Source organism: Microbacterium sediminis (genome assembly GCF_004564075.1).
GTDB lineage: Bacteria > Actinomycetota > Actinomycetes > Actinomycetales > Microbacteriaceae > Microbacterium > Microbacterium sediminis.
The window spans coordinates 2,110,811-2,127,334 of sequence record NZ_CP038256.1; the positions used below are offsets into that span (position 1 = coordinate 2,110,811).

Below are 16,524 nucleotides of genomic sequence, written 5' to 3' on the forward strand. Positions count from 1 at the left end.
TCCGCGGGGCCGATAAGCGCTTCGCGCGGGGATCTGCGTGGCGAGAGCCCGCTCACAGGGCGCGGGCGCCGCCCATCTGTCCACGGATCCGTCACCGCGCGGTTCCGCGCGCGGGCGCCTGCGTAGCGTCGGGGACATCCCGCCACCGATCCGAGGAGGAACCGATGCCCATCTACACCGTCGACAGCGACATCATCGCCGAGAAGGCGGCCACCGTGCAGGGCACGGTCGGCCGGCTCCAGGCCGAGACCACCACGCTGCAGGCGCAGCTGCGCGACCTGCAGAGTTCCTGGACCGGCATGGCCGCCGGCGCCTTCCAGTCCAGCGCCGAGGAGTGGCGTGCCGTGCAGCTGCAGGTCGAGCAGGCCCTGGCCGCGCTCGGCGAGTCGCTGCGCGCGGCCGGCATGAACTACGCCGACACCGAGCGGGCGGCCATGTCAATGTTCCGCTGACCGGGCCGCATTCCCGACTCCCCCACCGGGAATGCGGAAGCGCCCCTCCCGCGATGCGAGAGGGGCGCTTCCGGAGCGTGGATCAGAAGTCCATGCCACCCGACGGGTCACCCGCGGGGGCCGGGGTCTTCTCCGGCTTGTCGGCGACGACGGCCTCGGTGGTGAGGAACAGACCGGCGATCGACGCGGCGTTCTGCAGCGCCGAGCGGGTCACCTTCACCGGGTCGTTGATGCCGGCGGCGAGCATGTCGACGTACTCGCCCGTGGCGGCGTTGAGGCCGTGGCCCACGGGGAGGTCGGCGACCTTCGACGCCACGACGCCCGGCTCGAGACCGGCGTTGAGGGCGATCTGCTTCAGCGGGGCCGAGATCGCGACGCGCACGATGTTGGCACCGGTCGCCTCGTCGCCCTCGAGCGAGAGCTTCTCGAACGCGACCTTGCCGGCCTGGATGAGGGCCACGCCACCACCGGCGACGATGCCCTCCTCGACGGCGGCCTTCGCGTTGCGGACGGCGTCCTCGATGCGGTGCTTGCGCTCCTTGAGCTCGACCTCGGTGGCCGCACCCGCCTTGATGACGGCGACGCCGCCGGCGAGCTTGGCGAGGCGCTCCTGCAGCTTCTCGCGGTCGTAGTCCGAGTCGGTGTTCTCGATCTCGCGACGGATCTGGGTCACGCGACCCTCGATCTGGGCCTGGTCACCGGCACCGTCGACGATCGTGGTCTCGTCCTTGGTGATGATGACCTTGCGGGCGCGGCCGAGCAGCTCGAGGTCGGTGTTCTCGAGCTTGAGGCCGACCTCCTCGGTGATGACCTGTCCGCCCGTGAGGATCGCGATGTCCTGCAGCTGGGCCTTGCGGCGGTCGCCGAAGCCGGGGGCCTTGACGGCGACCGACTTGAAGATGCCGCGGATCTTGTTGAGCACGAGCGTGGCCAGGGCCTCGCCCTCGACGTCCTCGGCGATGATGACGAGCTCCTTGCCCGCCTGGATCACCTTGTCGACAACCGGCAGAAGGTCCTTGATATTCGAGATCTTCTGGTTGGCGATGAGGATGTACGGGTCCTCGAAGACGGCCTCCTGGCGCTCCGGGTCCGTGACGAAGTAGGGGTTCAGGTAGCCCTTGTCGAAGCGCATGCCCTCGGTGAGCTCGAGCTCGGTGCCGAACTGCTGGGCCTCCTCGACCGTGACGACGCCCTCCTTGCCCACCTTGTCGATGGCCTCGGCGATGAGCGCGCCGATCTCCGGGTCGGCGGCCGAGATCGAAGCCGTGGCGGCGATCTCCTCCTTCGACTCGATCTCCTTGGCGGCGACGACGAGCTCGGCGGTCACGGCGGCGACGGCCTTCTCGATGCCCTTCTTCAGGCTCATCGGGTCGGCGCCGGCGGCGACGTTGCGCAGGCCCTCGCGGACGAGCGCCTGGGCGAGGACCGTGGCCGTCGTCGTACCGTCACCGGCGACGTCGTCGGTCTTCTTGGCGACCTCCTTGACGAGCTCGGCACCGATCTTCTCGTACGGGTCGTCGAGCTCGATCTCCTTGGCGATCGACACGCCGTCGTTCGTGATGGTGGGAGCGCCCCACTTCTTCTCGAGCACGACGTTGCGACCGCGCGGGCCGAGCGTCACCTTGACGGCGTCGGCCAGCTGGTTCAGGCCGCGCTCGAGGCCGCGGCGGGCCTCCTCGTCGAAAGCGATCATCTTTGCCATGTGTGTGTCGTCCCTCCCGGACGTAGGCGTATGGGTTTAGCACTCAAAACAACCGAGTGCTAACGCCATTCTGGCACTCACCCCCGGGGAGTGCAAGCCGCGGGATGCGGTCGCCGCGTACGCCGCCCGGACACGCGAAGGCGCCCCGGAACCGAAGCTCCGGGGCGCCGTGGAGGGTCGCGTCAGAGGGGACGGACCGCCTCGGCCTGGGGGCCCTTCTGGCCGGTGCCCACCGTGAACTCGACGGCCTGGCCCTCCTCGAGGACGCGAAAGCCGCTCATCTCGATGTTCGAGTAGTGGACGAAGACGTCCTGGCCGTCGGCGACGGTGATGAACCCGAAGCCCTTCTCGGCGTTGAACCACTTGACGGTGCCCTGGGTCATGCTGGAACTCTCCTGGTGCTGCGCGGGGTAGACAGCGAAAGCGTATTCACGCCGATCGGCGCCGAGACGCGGTTCAGGAGAGGTTTGACACGGCCGAATCGGAACGTTTACTCGACCGAAACACGGTCGAGGCCGAGCACCACGGTGACCCGCTTGTCCGCGGGATCGTTGTACGCATCGCTCTGCTCGATCCGCGCGCCGCCCAGCGCCTCGGCGACGCCCGCGGCCGCGGCCTCGTGCTCGGGCGCGGCGTAGTAGACGGTCGTCTCGGGGAAGTCGGTGGTGTTCGCCGTGCTGACATCGACGTCGTCGGCGCTCCAGCCGGCCGCGACGAGCTCCTCCTCCGCGGCGGCCTCGAGCCCCTGCGACGCGGTGCCGTTGAGGATCAGCACCTCGTACGTCGGATCGATGACCGCGGCGGTGGTCGGCTCGGGGTCGGGCTGCGGCAGGATCCCCGGCTGCTGCGAGACGACGAGGAAGCCGATCACACCGGCGCCGAAGAGCACGATCGCGGCGAGTGCCGACCACAGCAGCACGACACCCGCGCGCATCCGGGGGTTCTCGGCGCGGTGCGCCCCCACCCGTTCCGGCTGACGAGGGACGTCGTCGAATCGGTCACGCGGGTAGTCGGCAGGCACCCGTCGATGCTACCGGGCGGCGTCCCGCGGCTGGCTGAGCGCGGGGTCAGGCGTGCAGCGCGTCGCGCCGCGCGACCCGCTCGTCGCGCACGCGGCGCAGGCGCTTCACGAGCAGCGGATCGTGCTCCAGGGCCTCGGCGGTGTCGATCAGCCGGCCCAGCAGCTGGTAGTACCGGGCGGGACCCATGCCGAGCTCCCGGCGGATGGCCTCTTCCTTCGCGCCGGCGTGCCGCGTCCACTCGGCCTCAAAGGCGAGGATCGCGCGCTCGGTCTCGGTCAGTGCCACGGGTTCACGGTACGTCCGCGGGGGCATGCTTCCCGGGCGCCACTCCGGCATGCCCTCAGACCGCCGCGATCCACGCGCCGAGCGGGTCGGCTGCGGCGATCACCTCGCCGTCCAGGGCCAGCGCGAAACCCTCCCAGCCCTCGGGGTCCGGCCGACGCGTCCAGGCGTCGTGGAGCGCCGGTGCGTCGAGGGTGATCCAGCGCGCGTCGATCGCGCGGATCGCGTCGATCAGCCGCTCACGAGCCGCGCGCGGCACGTGCGGCAGCACCCCGGGAGTGGTGATGACGAGCGTGGCGCCCGCGGGCGCGCGGGAGGCGAGGTCCGCCAGGACGCCGGGCGCGCTGGCGTCCGCGGCGACGAGCACGGGCGGGTCCGCGGCCGCGATGTCGAGCGCGGCGCGGATCCGCTCGGCGCGGCCGGTCTCGCCGGGCCACACCAGCCCGGTGATCCAGTCGCGGTCCCCGGCGTCCGCGGCCACCCGCGGCTGCGGGTCGATCCCCGCACGCCACACGATCTCGGGCAGCGTGCGCGGCGCCGGGGTGCGGCCCCGCAGGGTCGCGTCGATGACGACGGCTGATCGTCCCAGCTCCGCGATCGCGTCCTCACCATGGAAGCGGTAGGCGTAGCGGTCGGGGTACAGACAGAGGCCGGCGGACGCCCCCACCTCGAGCAGCGCGATCGGGCCCGGGATGTGCTGCAGCGCATACAGCAGCGGCGCGCACCGGCCCGGTTCGTTCGTCTGGATGCTGCGCGCCGCGCACTCGGCCACCACGCGATCGGCGTGGGCGCGGACGAACCGCGCCCATTCCCGATACGACCCCTCGCCCGACCCCAGCAGGCGCGTGACGGCGAACACGAGCGGCGGCTGGCGGTGCGGCGGATCCAGCCGCGCCAGGATGCGGCAGACCTCCTCGTCGGCCGCGACGCCGGTCGCCCACGCCGCGTACAGGGCGCTGCGGCCGGGCGCCTCGTCCCGCGCGAACCGGGCGTACCGATCCCGCACCTGGGCCGCCCGTTCCTCCACTCCCCCATTCTGCGGCCGCCGGAGGGGGCGACGACGACTCTGCGGCCGCCGGAGCGGGCGACGACGACCCCGGCCGCCCGGATCGCGCTTACCCTGGTTCCATGGCCTACGAAGTGCAGAAGTCCGAAGAGGAGTGGCTCCAGGAGCTGGGTGCCGAGAAGTACGCGGTGCTGCGCCAGGCCGGCACCGAACGCCCCTGGACGGGCGAGCTGCTGGACGAGGAGCGCGCCGGCATCTACACCTGCGCGGCGTGCGGCAATGAGCTGTTCGTCAGCGGCACCAAGTTCGACTCGCACTGCGGCTGGCCGAGCTTCTACGAGTCCGTGCGCCCGGAGGCCGTCGAGCTGCTCGAGGACACCAGCCACGGCATGGTCCGCACCGAGGTGCGGTGCGCGCGCTGCGGATCGCACCTGGGACACGTCTTCCCCGACGGCTTCGGCACGCCCACGGGCGACCGTTACTGCATGAACTCGATCTCGCTGAACTTCACGCCCGAGGGCTGACCCCGCGCCGGCGCGCCGCCACGATCACCCCGGCGAGCGCGAACGCGACGGTGAGCACGGCCTGCCAGAGCGGTGCCGGCGCCGCCGCGGGCCACAGCACATCGAGCAGCACCGACCCCGCGAGCAGCCCCAGCACGGAGCCGAGCCCGAAGACCAGCACCCCGGTGCGAGGGGTGATGGCGGCGCTCAGCGCGATGTACACGACGCCGAGGGCTCCTCCCGCATAGAGCACGGGATTGCTCGGAAGCTCCTCGGGGAGGCCCGCGACGGCGGCATGCGCGATCGCCGCGCACAGCAGCACGGCCGTCCCGCCCGCGAAGTTCACCACGGTCGCCGCGATCGGCGAGCGCGTCGCGACCTGCAGCCGCCCGTTGGTGGCCTGCTGCCATGACAGGCAGGCGCCGGAGGCCACCGGCAGCACGAGCATCCACCACGGCACGCGCGCAAGGGTGTCTCCGCCCAGGGCGACGAGCACGGCGACGAGCGTGAGAGCGGCGCCGACTGCCCGCGGCACCGTCACCGCCGACGCTCCCGCCGGGCTGTAGCCGATGCGGTCCATCACCAGGCCGCCGACCGTCTGACCGGCCACCAGCCCGACGGTGAACAGCGCGGCGCCGACGATGGCGACCGTGAGCGTCTGGGCGACGACGTTGAAGGCCCCCGCGATCCCGCCGCAGAGCATCCACCAGGTCACGTCCCGCGCAGCGATCCCGCCGCGCAGCGCGCGCAGTCCCCGCCGCCCCGAGGGAAGGGCGAGCGCGACGGCGAGGACGATCACCAGCCCCGACCCGAAGGAGACAAGGGCCGCGGCGAACGCGTCGTCCAGCTCGACCCCCAGCTGCCCGTTCGCCCGCGCCTGCAGCACGGTGAGCATCCCGACCAGCACCGCCCCGCTCACGGGGACGATCGTGCGCGCACGGCGGCGGAACGCGGTAGGGCTCACCGACCCACCCTATGCCCGCTCAGGGAGCCCGCGCGGCGCCGACGGGCCGACCCCGTTTACATGTGCGTCACACGCGTGGGATTGGATGACGGGATGGACCTCGTGGACGTACAGACACTTCGTGTGGCGCGCACGACGGCCGACCTCGTGCTCGCGCCCGGCGAGCGTGCGATGGGCGGCGGAACCTGGCTGTTCTCCGAGCCGCAGCCGGGCACCACGGGCGTCGTCGACCTCATGGGCCTCGGCTGGCCCGACCTCGAGGACCTGCCGGAGGGGGGACTGCGGATCGCGGCGACCTGCACGCTCGCCGCCCTGGCCGCGTCCGGTCGTCACCCGCTGTTCCTTTCCGCATGCGAGTCGCTGCTGGCGAGCTTCAAGGTCTGGAACGCGGCCACGGTCGGCGGGAACGTCTGCCTCGGCCTTCCCGCGGGCGCGCTCGTCTCCCTCGCCGCAGGCCTGGACGGCGTCGCGGTGCTGTGGACCGCCGACGCGGCGGGCGGGCTCACCGAGCGGCGGCTCCCCGTCCTCGACTTCGTGACGGGGGCCGCGCAGACCGCCCTGCGCCCCGGCGAGGTCCTCCGCGCGATCGACTTCCCCGCCGCGGCGCTGCGCGCGCGCTCCGCGCTGCGCAAGCTCGCGCTCTCGCCGCTCGGCCGATCGGGCGTCGTCGTCGTGGGCCGGCAGGACGAGGACGGCGCGGTCGCCATCACGGTGAGCGCCGCGACGCTCCGCCCGCGACGCCTCGCCTTCGCGGCCCCGCCGAGCGAGGAGGAACTCGCTGCCGCGGTCGCGGGGATCGATGACTGGTTCGGGGACGCGCACGGCGCCGCGGACTGGCGGCGCGCGCAGGGCCTCCGGCTGGCGATCGAGGTCCTCGGCGAGGTGACGGGATGACGACGACCGTGAACGGCCGGCCGATCGACGCGGTCCCGCGCCCGGGTCAGGTGCTACGCACCTTCCTGCGCGAGCACGGCTGCTTCGAGGTGAAGAAGGGATGCGACGCGGGAGACTGCGGCGCGTGCACCGTGCTGCTCGACGACGTCCCCGTCCATTCCTGCATCACCCCGGCGCATCGCGCCGAGGGCGCTGAGGTCACGACCGTCGCGGGCCTGGGCTCCCCGGAGCACCCGCACCCCGTCCAGCAGGCCTTCGTCGCCGCGGGCGGCTACCAGTGCGGCTTCTGCACGGCGGGCATGATCGTCACGGCCCAGGCCCTCCAGCCGGGCGACGACCTCACCCAGAAGCTGAAGGGCAACCTCTGCCGATGCACGGGCTACCGCGCGATCGAGGATGCGATCCACGGCGCCTCCTCGATCGAGCACCCCGCCGCGGGCGACGCCGCGGGCCGCTCCGTCGCCCCGCCCGCGGCCTGGCGCGTCGTCACGGGTCGCGAGGAGTACACGCTCGACTCCTTCGAGCCGTTCCGCTCGACCTCCGCCCTCGCCCACCTCGCCGTGCTCGGCGCTCCCCACCCGCACGCCCGGATCCGCACGATCGACACGCGCCGCGCCGAGGCCGCGCCGGGGGTCATCGCCGTCCTCACCCACCGCGACTCGCCGGCGACCCTCTTCTCCACGGGACGGCACGAGAACCGGCTCGACGACCCCGACGACACCCTCGTCTTCGATCCCGTGATCCGCTTCGTCGGCCAGCGCGTCGCCGCGGTCGTCGCCGAGTCCGCGGCGGCGGCGGAGCTGGCCGCCCGCATGATCGAGGTCGAGTACGACCTGCTTCCGGCCGTCTTCGACCCCGAGCTCGCCCGCCGGCCGGGAGCGCCCCTGCTACACGACGACAAGACGCCCGAGACGAGCCGGATCGCCGCGCCCGAGCGCAACACGGCGGCCGAGACGCGCGGCGAGCGCGGCGACGTGTCGGCCGCCCTCGCCTCCGCCGACATCGTCGTCAGCGGCGAATGGCGCACGGGGCGGATCGCGCACGCCTCGCTCGAGACCCACGCCACCCGCGGCTGGCTCGACGGCGACGGCCGGCTCGTGCTGCGCACCTCCACGCAGGTGCCCTACCTCGTGCGCGACGAGATCGCCCGCATCTTCGACCTCGACCGCGATCGCGTCCGCGTCTTCGCGACCCGCGTCGGCGGCGGCTTCGGCGGCAAGCAGGAGCTCCTCACGGAGGATCTCGTCACCCTCGCGGTGCTGCGCACGGGGCGCGCCGTGCAGTATGAGTTCACGCGGCAGGACGAGTTCCGCATCGCCCCCGGCCGCCACCCGATGCGCCTGCGGGTCGCTCTCGGCGCACGGCGTGACGGCACGCTCACCGCGATCGACGTCGACGAGCTGTCCGACACCGGCGCCTACGGCAACCACTCGGCGGGCGTCATGTTCCATTCCCTCCACGAATCCCTCGCCGTCTACCGCTGCGAGAACGTCCGTGTCCACGGGCAGGCGGTCTACACCAACAACCCTCCCTCCGGGGCCTTCCGCGGCTACGGGCTCGGCCAGGTGATCTTCGCGATCGAGAGCGCGATCGACGAGCTCGCCGGCCGGCTCGGGCTCGACCCCTTCGAGATCCGCCGCCGCAACGCCGTCCGCCCGGGCGACCCCCTCGTCACGACTGACGAGGATCCGGGCGACGTCGCCTTCGACGGGGCGGACGGCCTGCGGCAGTGCCTCGACCTGGTCGAGGCCGCGCTCGCCGCGGATGCGCCGGCGGTGCGCGAAGGCGGCCTCGGCGCCCTAATGTCGATGCCGCCCACGGCCGAGGAGATCGCGAGCGGCGAATGGCGGATCGGGACGGGCGTCGCCCTCGCGATGATCGCCACGATCCCGCCCCGCGGCCACTACGCCGAGGCGACCGTACGGCGCGTCCCCGGCGAGGACCACGACTTCGAGATCGAGGTCGGCACGGCGGAGTTCGGAAACGGGTCCACCACCGTCCACGCCCAGCTCGCGGCGACCGCGCTCGGCACGACCCCGCAGCGGATCCGCATCCGTCAGTCCGACACGGCCCTCCCGGGCGCACGCCATGACACGGGGGCCTACGGATCGGCGGGGTCCGTGGTCGCGGGGAAGGCCGTCTACACGGCAGCTCTCCGGCTCGCCGAGCAGCTCAGGGCGGGCGGGCCGGACGAGGCGACGGCGACGCACGACGGCACGCCCCGCACGGTCGCGTTCAACGTGCAGGCCGTCCGCGTCGCCGTCCGCCCCGCCAGCGGCGAGGTGCGGGTGCTCCGCTCGGTGCAGGCGGTCGACGCGGGCACCGTGCTCAACCCCGCGCAGCTGCGCGGACAGGTCGAGGGAGGGGTGGCGCAGGCCTTCGGCTCGGCGCTCTACGAGAACGTCGTCCTCGAGCAGGGCGTGGTCGTGACCGACCGCTTCCGGCAGTACCACATCCCGCAGTTCGCCGATCTGCCACGCACCGAGGTGCTCTTCGCCCAGACCCATTCGCCGCTCGGCCCGCTCGGCGCGAAGTCGATGAGCGAGGCTCCCTACAACCCCGTCGCTCCGGCCATCGCCAACGCGATCCGCGACGCGCTCGGCGTGCGCCCCTACGCGCTCCCCCTCACCCGCGACGTCGTGTGGCGCCTCGCGAACGGGACCGACCCCGCCGCGCGGCCGGACGTCAGCTGACGGGCTGCCCCGTGACGGGCGCGTGGATCCGCCCGGAGAGCTCCCGCAGCGAACGGGCGGACGCCCCCGAGCGCACCTGGAGCAGCTCGGCGAGGATCGAGATGGCGACCTCGTCGGGCGTCACCGCGCCGAGGTCGAGGCCGATGGGGCCGTGCAGGCGCGCGAGGTCCGCCGTGCTCGCGCCGAGGTCCCTCAGCCGGGCGAGACGCTGCTCGTGGGTGCGGCGCGACCCCATCGCCCCCACATAGAAGGCGGGCGAGCGCAGCGCGAGGAGGATCGTCTCGGGGTCGAAGCGATCGTCGTGGGAGAGCAGGCAGACCGCGTCCCGCGGCCCGAGGATCGTCTCGGCAAGGATGAGGGGAGGCCAGCCGACCACGATCTCCGCGCCGGGGAAGCGCTCGGGCGTGGCGAAGACGGGGCGCGGGTCCAGGATCGTGACGGCATAGCCGATCGCGCGCGCCGCGCGGGAGAGCGCCGCGGAGAACTCCATCGCCCCGACGATCACGAGCCGCGCGGGGAGCTCCGCCGTGTCCACGAACACCGGATCCGCGCACTCGGCCGTGTCGTATCCCGTGCCCGTCAGCGCGATCCGCGCGGGCAGGCCCGCCGCAGCCCGCCGCAGGGAGCGGAGCACCGCATCACCCTCGCCGCGACGCGCGGGGTCGACCAGGGCGAGGTGCAGGCGGATCCGCCCGCCGCAGGACAGGCCGACCGCGAGCGCCAGCTCCGCCTCGGGGCCCTCATCGGGAACACCGAACTCGATGACGCGCGTCCGGCCGTCCTCGAGCACCCGGTCGGCGACGTCGATGGTCGCCGACTCCACGCATCCGCCCGCCACCGATCCGATCGCCTGGGAGCCGTCCCACGCCATCGAGGTGCCGAGCTGACGCGGCCCGCTGCCGTCGAGCCCCACGACGGTCGCGACGACGAGCGGGCGCCCGGCATCCAGCGCGTCGAGCAGGCGGGCGGCGATCTCCAGCATGAAACGAACCTGACACATCGACATGTCAGGCTCGTTTCGTGATGCTGACGGGCCAGAGGAGTAGCCATGACCACTGACGCCGACTGGCTGGGCCGCGCGCTCGCGCTCGCGACGCGGAACGTCTCGGAAGGCGGCGGACCCTTCGGCGCGCTCGTGGTCGGCGCGGACGGGGGGATCCTCGCCGAGGGCGTGAACCGGGTGACGCGCGACAACGATCCGACGGCGCACGCCGAGGTGACCGCGATCCGCCGCGCCTGCGCCACGATCGGGGACTTCTCTCTCGCCGGGGCCACGCTCTACACCTCCTGCGAGCCGTGCCCGATGTGCCTGGCCTCGGCGCTCTGGTCGCGCGTCTCCCGCATCGTCTTCGCCGCCGACCGGCATGACGCCGAGCGCGCGGGCTTCGACGACCGCGCGTTCTACTCGGTCTTCGAGACGCCGTCGACCACGTGGCGGTCGCCCTCCGTCGAGGAGCTGCGCGTCGACGCCGCGAACGCGCCCTTCGAGGCGTGGCTCGCCGCGGCCGACCGCACCGAGTACTGATGGTGCCCGGTCTCGTGCCGCCGTGGGGCCCCGGCCGTGCGCTCGGCTGAGCCGACGTCCGCTCTGGCTGCCGCGGTCGGGATCGTGCTCGCGGCGGGAGCGGGCGCTCGTGCGGGCGGGCCGAAGGCGCTCCGGCGCTCCGTCGACGGGGTTGCCTGGCTCGGGCTCGCCGCGCACGCGCTGCTCGACGGAGGCTGCCGGGAGGTTGTCGCGGTGCTCGGCGCCTCTGCGGCGGACGCGCTGCCGCTCGTCCCGCCGCACCCGGCGGTGCGCGCCGTCGTCGCCGCCGACTGGGCGGCAGGGGTCTCCGCCTCCCTGCGCGCGGGCCTCGTCGCCGCGGCCGAGACGGAGGCCGCCGTCGCCGTCGTCTCGCTCGTCGACCTTCCGGGGCTCCCCTCCGCCACCGTCGCCCGGCTCCTCGCCCCGCCCTCCTCCGGCTCCGGTGCGGCGCATCCCGCGGGAATCCTGCGGCGCGCGGTGTACGGCTCCCGCCCGGGACACCCCGTCGTCCTCGGCCGGGACTGGTGGCCGGCGCTCGCCCACGATGCGCGTGGCGATCGCGGCGCGGGCGCCTTCCTCTCCCGTCACGGCGCGGAGGCCGTCGAATGCGGCGATCTGTGGCACGGCGAGGACGTCGACCGCTGACGCGTGCGCGCGGCCGTGGCGGCGATCAGCCGCCCGCCGCCGGCACCGGGAGCCCGACCGCGGGCGGCTGGGGCGCGTTGAGCAGCTCGACGAGGAAGTCCTCGAACGCCGGCACGTCGATCGCGCGCACCACGGTCTGGCGCGTCTCGCCGAGCCCGGGCTCGTATCCGGGCGCCCACGACAGGATGTCGCCATAGCCCGGCCCGAACTCGGTGTTCACATCGATGAAGAGCTCGTCGGACTCGGTGATCAGGTCGGGACGCAGCCAGGTGGCGGTCGCGATCTCGTCCCAGAGCGGGAAGCCCGGATGACGCGAAGCGAGCGCACGGCACAGCGGCGTGCCCGCGGCCGTCATCCGGGCCAGAAGCTCCGCCGTGAGCTCCGTGGCCGTCGACGGGTCGACCGGGATCATCGTCACCCGCGGCCACGGCGAGCGCATCACGATGCTCGCCGCCTCAGGGTCCCAGCGGATGTTGAACTCGCGCCGCGGCGAGTTGGCGAACTCTCGGGCGAACTGATGCGCCGACGTGCTGTCCCGACGGCGGTGCGGGTTGAGGCTGCCCCCCATGTAGACGAGCTCCTTCACCCGGGATGCGAAGCCGGGATCGAGGGACTGCGCCAGGGCGAGCGTGGTGAGAGGGCCCGTGGCGATGATGCTGACCTCCCCCGGGTGCTCGCGCGTCAGCCGCAGCATGGTCAGGGCCGCATGCTCCTCGCTCGCGGGGACGACGGTCGGGTTCCCGATCGGCAGGTCGACGACGACGTCGTGCGCGTGGTAGCGGGGATCGCTCTGCAGGGTCTCCTCGACCCACCCGCGGCTCCACGCGCCCTTCCACACGAGCTTGCCGTAGAGCGCCTCCCATCGCTCGGTCGCCGCCTCGGAGTTCAGCAGCGGGAACACCGACCCCGGCAGTGCGGGGATCTCGGGGTGGCCGGTGATCTCGAGCATCCGCCGCACGTACGCCAGCGACTGATCCCGCCACACGTTCCCGCTGATGGCCGAGAACCCGAGCACCTGGGCCTCGGCGGACTGCAGCAGGAGCGGGAAGGCGGCGTGGAAGCCGGAGACGTCGTCCTCGACGATCACCTTGCGGGCGGGGTTCGTCGTCTGGGTCATTCTGATCCCTTCTTCATAAGAGCGGACAGGCCGGTCGGCCCGCCGATGTGACAGCGGCGCTCCTCACGCGAGCGCTCCCGTGCCGGGACGCGGAGCGGGCGGCGGGTCGGTGCGGCACGGCTCATCCGACGATCCCGATGCGACGTGTCAGCGTGCCGCTGACGAGTGACAGCACGGCATAGATCGCGAGGACGGTCACGACGAGGAGCACGCTCGCCGACCACAGCTGCAGATACTGCGCGCGCACCGAGGACACCGCGAGCAGGTGCCCGATGCCGTCGCCGGTCGCGAGCCACTCGGCGAGCGTGGCGCCGGCGATCGATGCGGGCACGGCGATCTGCGCCGACGCGATGATGGAGGGGACGGCGTACAGCACCCGGATGTGGCGGGCGATCTGCCATCCGGATCCGCCGGTCGCGCGGACGACGTCCACGGCGCCCTCCGGCGCGGCGCGGAGTCCGCCCATGACGTTCACGAGCGTGGGGAAGAACGTGATCAGGACGACCACGATGGTGACCGCGAGCAGCCCCCGCCCGAACACGATGACGATGACGGGGATCATCGCCATCATCGGGATCGAGCGCAGCACGACGGCGAGCGGCATGACCACGCTCTCCAGACGCGGCAGGGCGACCAGGGCGATCGCGCCGAGCACGGCGAGCGCGGTGCCGGCGACGAACCCCGACGCCGCGTGCACCGCGGTCTCGCCCATCGCGCCCAGGAACGTCGCCCAGAACACCTCCGGGCCCTCGCCCGTGCGCGGGTCGCCTTCGGTCAGGAACCGCGCGATATCGTGCGGGAGCTTCACGAAGTAGTCGCTGAGCCCGAACACACCCCGCAGCGCGTACCAGGACGCCGCGACCAGCCCGAAGGCGACCAGGAGCGCGACGATGCTCTTGCCTGTGCCGAGCCGCGCGGTCTCCGCGCCGGCGACCGTCGTGTCGACGGTCGCGCCCTTCCCCGCCCACGGCACGGCCAGACGTGCGACCAGCGTCACCATCGCGTAGCCGACGGCCGCGATCGCCCCGGCGACGACGCCGATCGCCCATACGCGGGTCACGAGGAACTGTTCCTGCGACGCGAGCAGCACGGCCCCCAGGCCGCGATCCGCCCCGAAGAACTCGCTGATCAGCGCGCCGAGCACCGCCGAGGGCACGCCGATCTGGAGCGCGGCGATGATGCTCGGCACGGCCGACTGCACCCGCAGGAAGCGGACCTTCGCCCAGCCCCGGCCACCGCTGGCGGTGATGACGTCGGCGGCCCGCCCGTCGACCGAGCGCAGCCCGAGCAGCAGGCCGACGAGCAGGGGGAAGTACACCGCGAGCGCCGTGATGATCACGCGCGCCGTTTCGGGAGGGACCGCAACGGTCAGGATCGGGGCGATCGCCACGGTGGGGATGACGTGCACGACGGTCGCGACGATGAACACGACCGGCTGGCTCACGGGGAGGAGGAAGCAGAGCACCGCGAGCGGCACAACCACCGCGATCGCCCAGAGCAGCCCCTGCGCCGCACGACCGAGCGTGTGGGCCGCGTTGCCGGCGAGCAGCTGCCCGTCGGCGACGATCTGGGCGACGAGCGTCCACGGGTAGGGCACCACGCCGTTGTCCGCGAAGGCGGTGGCCACCAGCAGCCAGACGACCGCGAGGGACCCCAGCACGATCAGGGGCAGCCGGATCCCGCGCCGGCGGGGCGTGCGGCCGTGGGAGACCCGCGTGGCCAGGCCCGACGTCACCGTCACGATGCCGCGCCGCCTCGTGCCGAGAACAGCAGCTCGCCGAGGTGATCCGCGTAGGCGTGGAAGACGGCCTCCTGCCGGACGGCGGCGGTGCGCGGCCGGGGCAGCTCGACGTCGACGCGCTCGATGATGCGTCCCGGTCGTGCCGCCATGACGAAGATGTGATCGCTCAGGAACACGGCCTCCTGCAGCGAGTGGGTGACCAGCAGCGTGGTGGTCGGCCGCTCCGTCCAGATCCGCTGCAGCTCGACGTTCATGTGGTGCCGCGTCATGTCGTCGAGCGCGCCGAACGGCTCGTCGAGCAGCAGCACGTCCGGCTCGAGCACGAGCGCCCGCGCGATGGCCACCCGCTGGCGCATGCCGCCGGAGAGCTGCGCGGGCCGCGCCTGCTCGAAGCCCGCGAGGCCGGTGAGCGCGATGAGGTCCGCGATCGCCCTGGGGTCGACGGCCCGCCCGGCCACCTGCAGTGGCAGCGCGATGTTCGCCTCCACGGATCGCCAGGGCAGCAGCGCGGCGTCCTGGAACGCGACGCCGATGTGGTGCCCGCGCTGCACCTCCCGGGGAGCGCGGCCCAGCACCTCGAGCGTGCCGGTGGACGGGGTGTCGAGGCCGGCGAACATCCGGAGCAGCGTCGATTTCCCGCACCCGGAGGGACCGATCAGCGACACGAAGGATCCTTCGCGGGTGGTGAAGGAGACGTCGTCGAGCGCCGTGACGGGGCCCGAGCGGGTGGAGAACACCTTCCCCACCCGCTCGACGGCGAGGCCGTCGCGGACGACCGTGGCAGGGGCGGAGTCACTCACCGAGGATGCCCTCCTGCGCCGACAGGTCGAAGAGGTCGGCTGCGTCGAGATCGATGTCGAGGATGTCGTCGAAGAGCGCCTGGGTCGAGGCGACCCCCTTCTCTGTGATCTCCAGCAGCCCGCCTTCGTTGAGGTCGGCGCCTCGCTCGATGAGGTCGGCCCAGACGACGGCGCCGTCGACCTGGGACTCCCGCTCGAGACCGAGCTGGTCGCCGTAGACCTCGTACACGAGCTCGCCCGCGGCCTCGGGATCCGCGATGAAGTCCTCGGCGCTGGCGAGGGTGCCCCGCAGGATCGCCTTGATCTGCTCGAGCTTGTCCGGATCCTCCAGCGAGTCCTCGCGCACGACGAGGATGCTGCTCCACCGGTTGTAGCCGTAGTCGGCCACGGCGAACGACGTGGTCGGCGTGCCCTGGGCCTCGAGAACGACGGGGACGTTGCCGAGCGTCGTGTACAGCGCGTCCACCTGGTCCGTGACCAGGGGCGTCGCGGAGCCGTCGACGGTGACGATCTCGATGTCGGCCGTGTCGACTCCCACCCATTCCAGGAAGGGCAGCAGCGTCACCTCCTGCCCTGTGGTGACGCCGATGCGCGTGCCCGCCAGGTCCTCGATCTCCTCGATGCCGGAGTCGGCGAGCATGGTGATGCTCGTCGAGGAGAACTGGTACAGGGCGGCGACGCCGACCAGGGGCGCGCCGTTGCGCACGGCGTCGGCGAGGGTCTGCGTCGACATCAGCCCGACCAGGGCGCCGCCGCCGACAATCTGCGCGTCCACGGTCACGTCAGGGCCGCCGGGAAGGATCTCGAGCTCGATGCCCTCGTCCTCGAAGTACCCCTTCTCGTCGCCGAGGACGTAGACGCCGTTCTCGATGTTCGGAAGCCACCCCAGCTGCAGAGCGGCCGGCGCGAGCTCGTCGGAGCCCTGCCCGCCTGGGGCGGGCGCCGAGCACCCGGTGAGCGCGAGGGCGAGGCCCGCGCCGGCGACGAGAGCGGTGATCCGGCGCACGGTGCCGGGGACCGGGACAGAGGGTGTGGTCGACATGGTGGGGTCTCCAGAGATGATCGGAATCGGGGCTTGCGAGAGGGGGCGAGGCTGCGATCCGCATCATGGCACTGTCGCTGCCAAATCGATTCTGCACGGAGGACGCGGTCGTCTCCCAGGGATGCGAAAAGGCTTA

Annotated in this window: 17 protein-coding genes; 6 read left to right on the forward strand and 11 right to left on the reverse strand. The window is 72.7% G+C overall.

Going from position 1 to position 16,524, the window contains the following annotated elements:
• Positions 1-164 precede the first annotated feature (164 nt).
• A complete protein-coding gene (locus E3O41_RS10045; protein ID WP_067026337.1) occupies positions 165-452 on the forward strand; it encodes a WXG100 family type VII secretion target in 288 nt (95 codons plus the stop codon).
• An 82-nt stretch (positions 453-534) separates the two neighbouring features.
• Here the strand turns inward: E3O41_RS10045 and groL are convergent, their stop codons facing one another.
• From groL to E3O41_RS10070, 5 genes are all read right to left on the reverse strand, one after another.
• Positions 535-2,154 carry a chaperonin GroEL gene (groL, locus tag E3O41_RS10050; RefSeq protein ID WP_067026340.1) on the reverse strand — a complete coding sequence of 540 codons (1,620 nt, stop codon included), beginning with the start codon at positions 2,152-2,154 and terminating at the stop codon, positions 535-537.
• Between the two features lie 182 nt (positions 2,155-2,336).
• Positions 2,337-2,537 (reverse strand): cold-shock protein, encoded by a 201-nt coding sequence (locus tag E3O41_RS10055; protein WP_067026342.1) that lies wholly within the window; start codon positions 2,535-2,537, stop codon positions 2,337-2,339.
• A gap of 107 nt (positions 2,538-2,644) precedes the next feature.
• Entirely contained in the window at positions 2,645-3,175 is a 531-nt protein-coding gene (locus tag E3O41_RS10060) for a LytR C-terminal domain-containing protein (RefSeq protein ID WP_067026344.1), read from the reverse strand.
• A gap of 46 nt (positions 3,176-3,221) precedes the next feature.
• Positions 3,222-3,488, reverse strand: a complete 267-nt coding sequence (locus E3O41_RS10065) for a DUF3263 domain-containing protein (RefSeq protein WP_067026443.1) — start codon at positions 3,486-3,488, stop codon at positions 3,222-3,224.
• A 28-nt stretch (positions 3,489-3,516) separates the two neighbouring features.
• Positions 3,517-4,485 carry a DUF2332 domain-containing protein gene (locus E3O41_RS10070; RefSeq protein ID WP_067026346.1) on the reverse strand — a complete coding sequence of 323 codons (969 nt, stop codon included), beginning with the start codon at positions 4,483-4,485 and terminating at the stop codon, positions 3,517-3,519.
• Positions 4,486-4,586: 101 nt separating this feature from the next.
• Here E3O41_RS10070 and msrB point away from each other — a divergent pair, with 101 nt between their 5' ends.
• Positions 4,587-4,988: a peptide-methionine (R)-S-oxide reductase MsrB gene (gene msrB, locus E3O41_RS10075; RefSeq protein WP_067026347.1), complete on the forward strand. Its 402-nt coding sequence runs from the start codon at positions 4,587-4,589 to the stop codon at positions 4,986-4,988.
• Here msrB and E3O41_RS10080 read toward each other — a convergent pair.
• Positions 4,972-5,931 carry a DMT family transporter gene (locus tag E3O41_RS10080; RefSeq protein WP_240482372.1) on the reverse strand — a complete coding sequence of 320 codons (960 nt, stop codon included), beginning with the start codon at positions 5,929-5,931 and terminating at the stop codon, positions 4,972-4,974. The two genes, msrB and E3O41_RS10080, sit on opposite strands and share 17 nt — an antisense overlap.
• 93 nt (positions 5,932-6,024) lie before the next feature.
• Between E3O41_RS10080 and E3O41_RS10085 the strand changes: the two genes are divergently transcribed.
• Both E3O41_RS10085 and E3O41_RS10090 read left to right on the forward strand, forming a co-directional pair.
• Positions 6,025-6,825 (forward strand): FAD binding domain-containing protein, encoded by an 801-nt coding sequence (locus E3O41_RS10085; protein WP_135012333.1) that lies wholly within the window; start codon positions 6,025-6,027, stop codon positions 6,823-6,825.
• The gene (locus E3O41_RS10090; protein ID WP_067026351.1) at positions 6,822-9,518 is read left to right on the forward strand and encodes a molybdopterin-dependent oxidoreductase; all 2,697 of its coding nucleotides are present in this window, start codon (positions 6,822-6,824) and stop codon (positions 9,516-9,518) included. Before E3O41_RS10085 ends, E3O41_RS10090 begins: the two co-directional genes overlap by 4 nt.
• Here the strand turns inward: E3O41_RS10090 and E3O41_RS10095 are convergent.
• Positions 9,511-10,500 carry an XdhC family protein gene (locus E3O41_RS10095; RefSeq protein WP_135012335.1) on the reverse strand — a complete coding sequence of 330 codons (990 nt, stop codon included), beginning with the start codon at positions 10,498-10,500 and terminating at the stop codon, positions 9,511-9,513. The two genes, E3O41_RS10090 and E3O41_RS10095, sit on opposite strands and share 8 nt — an antisense overlap.
• A gap of 66 nt (positions 10,501-10,566) precedes the next feature.
• Between E3O41_RS10095 and E3O41_RS10100 the strand changes: the two genes are divergently transcribed.
• Both E3O41_RS10100 and E3O41_RS10105 read left to right on the forward strand, forming a co-directional pair.
• On the forward strand, positions 10,567-11,043 hold the full coding sequence (locus tag E3O41_RS10100) for a nucleoside deaminase (RefSeq protein ID WP_067026354.1): 477 nt from the start codon (positions 10,567-10,569) through the stop codon (positions 11,041-11,043).
• Between the two features lie 84 nt (positions 11,044-11,127).
• Positions 11,128-11,688 carry a nucleotidyltransferase family protein gene (locus tag E3O41_RS10105; RefSeq protein WP_240482382.1) on the forward strand — a complete coding sequence of 187 codons (561 nt, stop codon included), beginning with the start codon at positions 11,128-11,130 and terminating at the stop codon, positions 11,686-11,688.
• Positions 11,689-11,713: 25 nt separating this feature from the next.
• Here E3O41_RS10105 and E3O41_RS10110 read toward each other — a convergent pair whose 3' ends face one another.
• The 4 genes from E3O41_RS10110 to E3O41_RS10120 all read right to left on the reverse strand — a co-directional run bounded on the left by E3O41_RS10110 (position 11,714) and on the right by E3O41_RS10120 (position 16,388).
• Entirely contained in the window at positions 11,714-12,805 is a 1,092-nt protein-coding gene (locus tag E3O41_RS10110; RefSeq protein ID WP_067026356.1) for a nucleoside hydrolase, read from the reverse strand.
• Positions 12,806-12,926: 121 nt separating this feature from the next.
• A complete protein-coding gene (locus tag E3O41_RS10115; protein WP_162303969.1) occupies positions 12,927-14,546 on the reverse strand; it encodes an ABC transporter permease in 1,620 nt (539 codons plus the stop codon).
• Complete coding sequence (locus E3O41_RS14145) at positions 14,543-15,346, reverse strand: ABC transporter ATP-binding protein (RefSeq protein WP_083990940.1); 804 nt, start codon at positions 15,344-15,346, stop codon at positions 14,543-14,545. The genes E3O41_RS10115 and E3O41_RS14145 overlap by 4 nt, the downstream gene beginning before the upstream one ends.
• The gene (locus E3O41_RS10120) at positions 15,339-16,388 is read right to left on the reverse strand and encodes an ABC transporter substrate-binding protein (RefSeq protein WP_083990941.1); all 1,050 of its coding nucleotides are present in this window, start codon (positions 16,386-16,388) and stop codon (positions 15,339-15,341) included. The genes E3O41_RS14145 and E3O41_RS10120 overlap by 8 nt, the downstream gene beginning before the upstream one ends.
• Positions 16,389-16,524: the final 136 nt, after the last annotated feature.

Bases quoted from the DNA above. Each gene is read 5' to 3' on its own strand.
- E3O41_RS10120 (WP_083990941.1), bottom strand. From the start codon at position 16,388: ATGTCGACCACACCCTCTGTCCCGGTCCCCGGCACCGTGCGCCGGATC.
- msrB (WP_067026347.1), top strand. From the start codon at position 4,587: ATGGCCTACGAAGTGCAGAAGTCCGAAGAGGAGTGGCTCCAGGAGCTG.
- E3O41_RS10055 (WP_067026342.1), bottom strand. From the start codon at position 2,537: ATGACCCAGGGCACCGTCAAGTGGTTCAACGCCGAGAAGGGCTTCGGG.
- E3O41_RS10100 (WP_067026354.1), top strand. From the start codon at position 10,567: ATGACCACTGACGCCGACTGGCTGGGCCGCGCGCTCGCGCTCGCGACG.
- E3O41_RS10090 (WP_067026351.1), top strand. From the start codon at position 6,822: ATGACGACGACCGTGAACGGCCGGCCGATCGACGCGGTCCCGCGCCCG.
- E3O41_RS10045 (WP_067026337.1), top strand. From the start codon at position 165: ATGCCCATCTACACCGTCGACAGCGACATCATCGCCGAGAAGGCGGCC.
- E3O41_RS10110 (WP_067026356.1), bottom strand. From the start codon at position 12,805: ATGACCCAGACGACGAACCCCGCCCGCAAGGTGATCGTCGAGGACGAC.
- E3O41_RS10095 (WP_135012335.1), bottom strand. From the start codon at position 10,500: ATGCTGGAGATCGCCGCCCGCCTGCTCGACGCGCTGGATGCCGGGCGC.
- E3O41_RS10065 (WP_067026443.1), bottom strand. From the start codon at position 3,488: ATGCCCCCGCGGACGTACCGTGAACCCGTGGCACTGACCGAGACCGAG.
- E3O41_RS10085 (WP_135012333.1), top strand. From the start codon at position 6,025: ATGGACCTCGTGGACGTACAGACACTTCGTGTGGCGCGCACGACGGCC.
- groL (WP_067026340.1), bottom strand. From the start codon at position 2,154: ATGGCAAAGATGATCGCTTTCGACGAGGAGGCCCGCCGCGGCCTCGAG.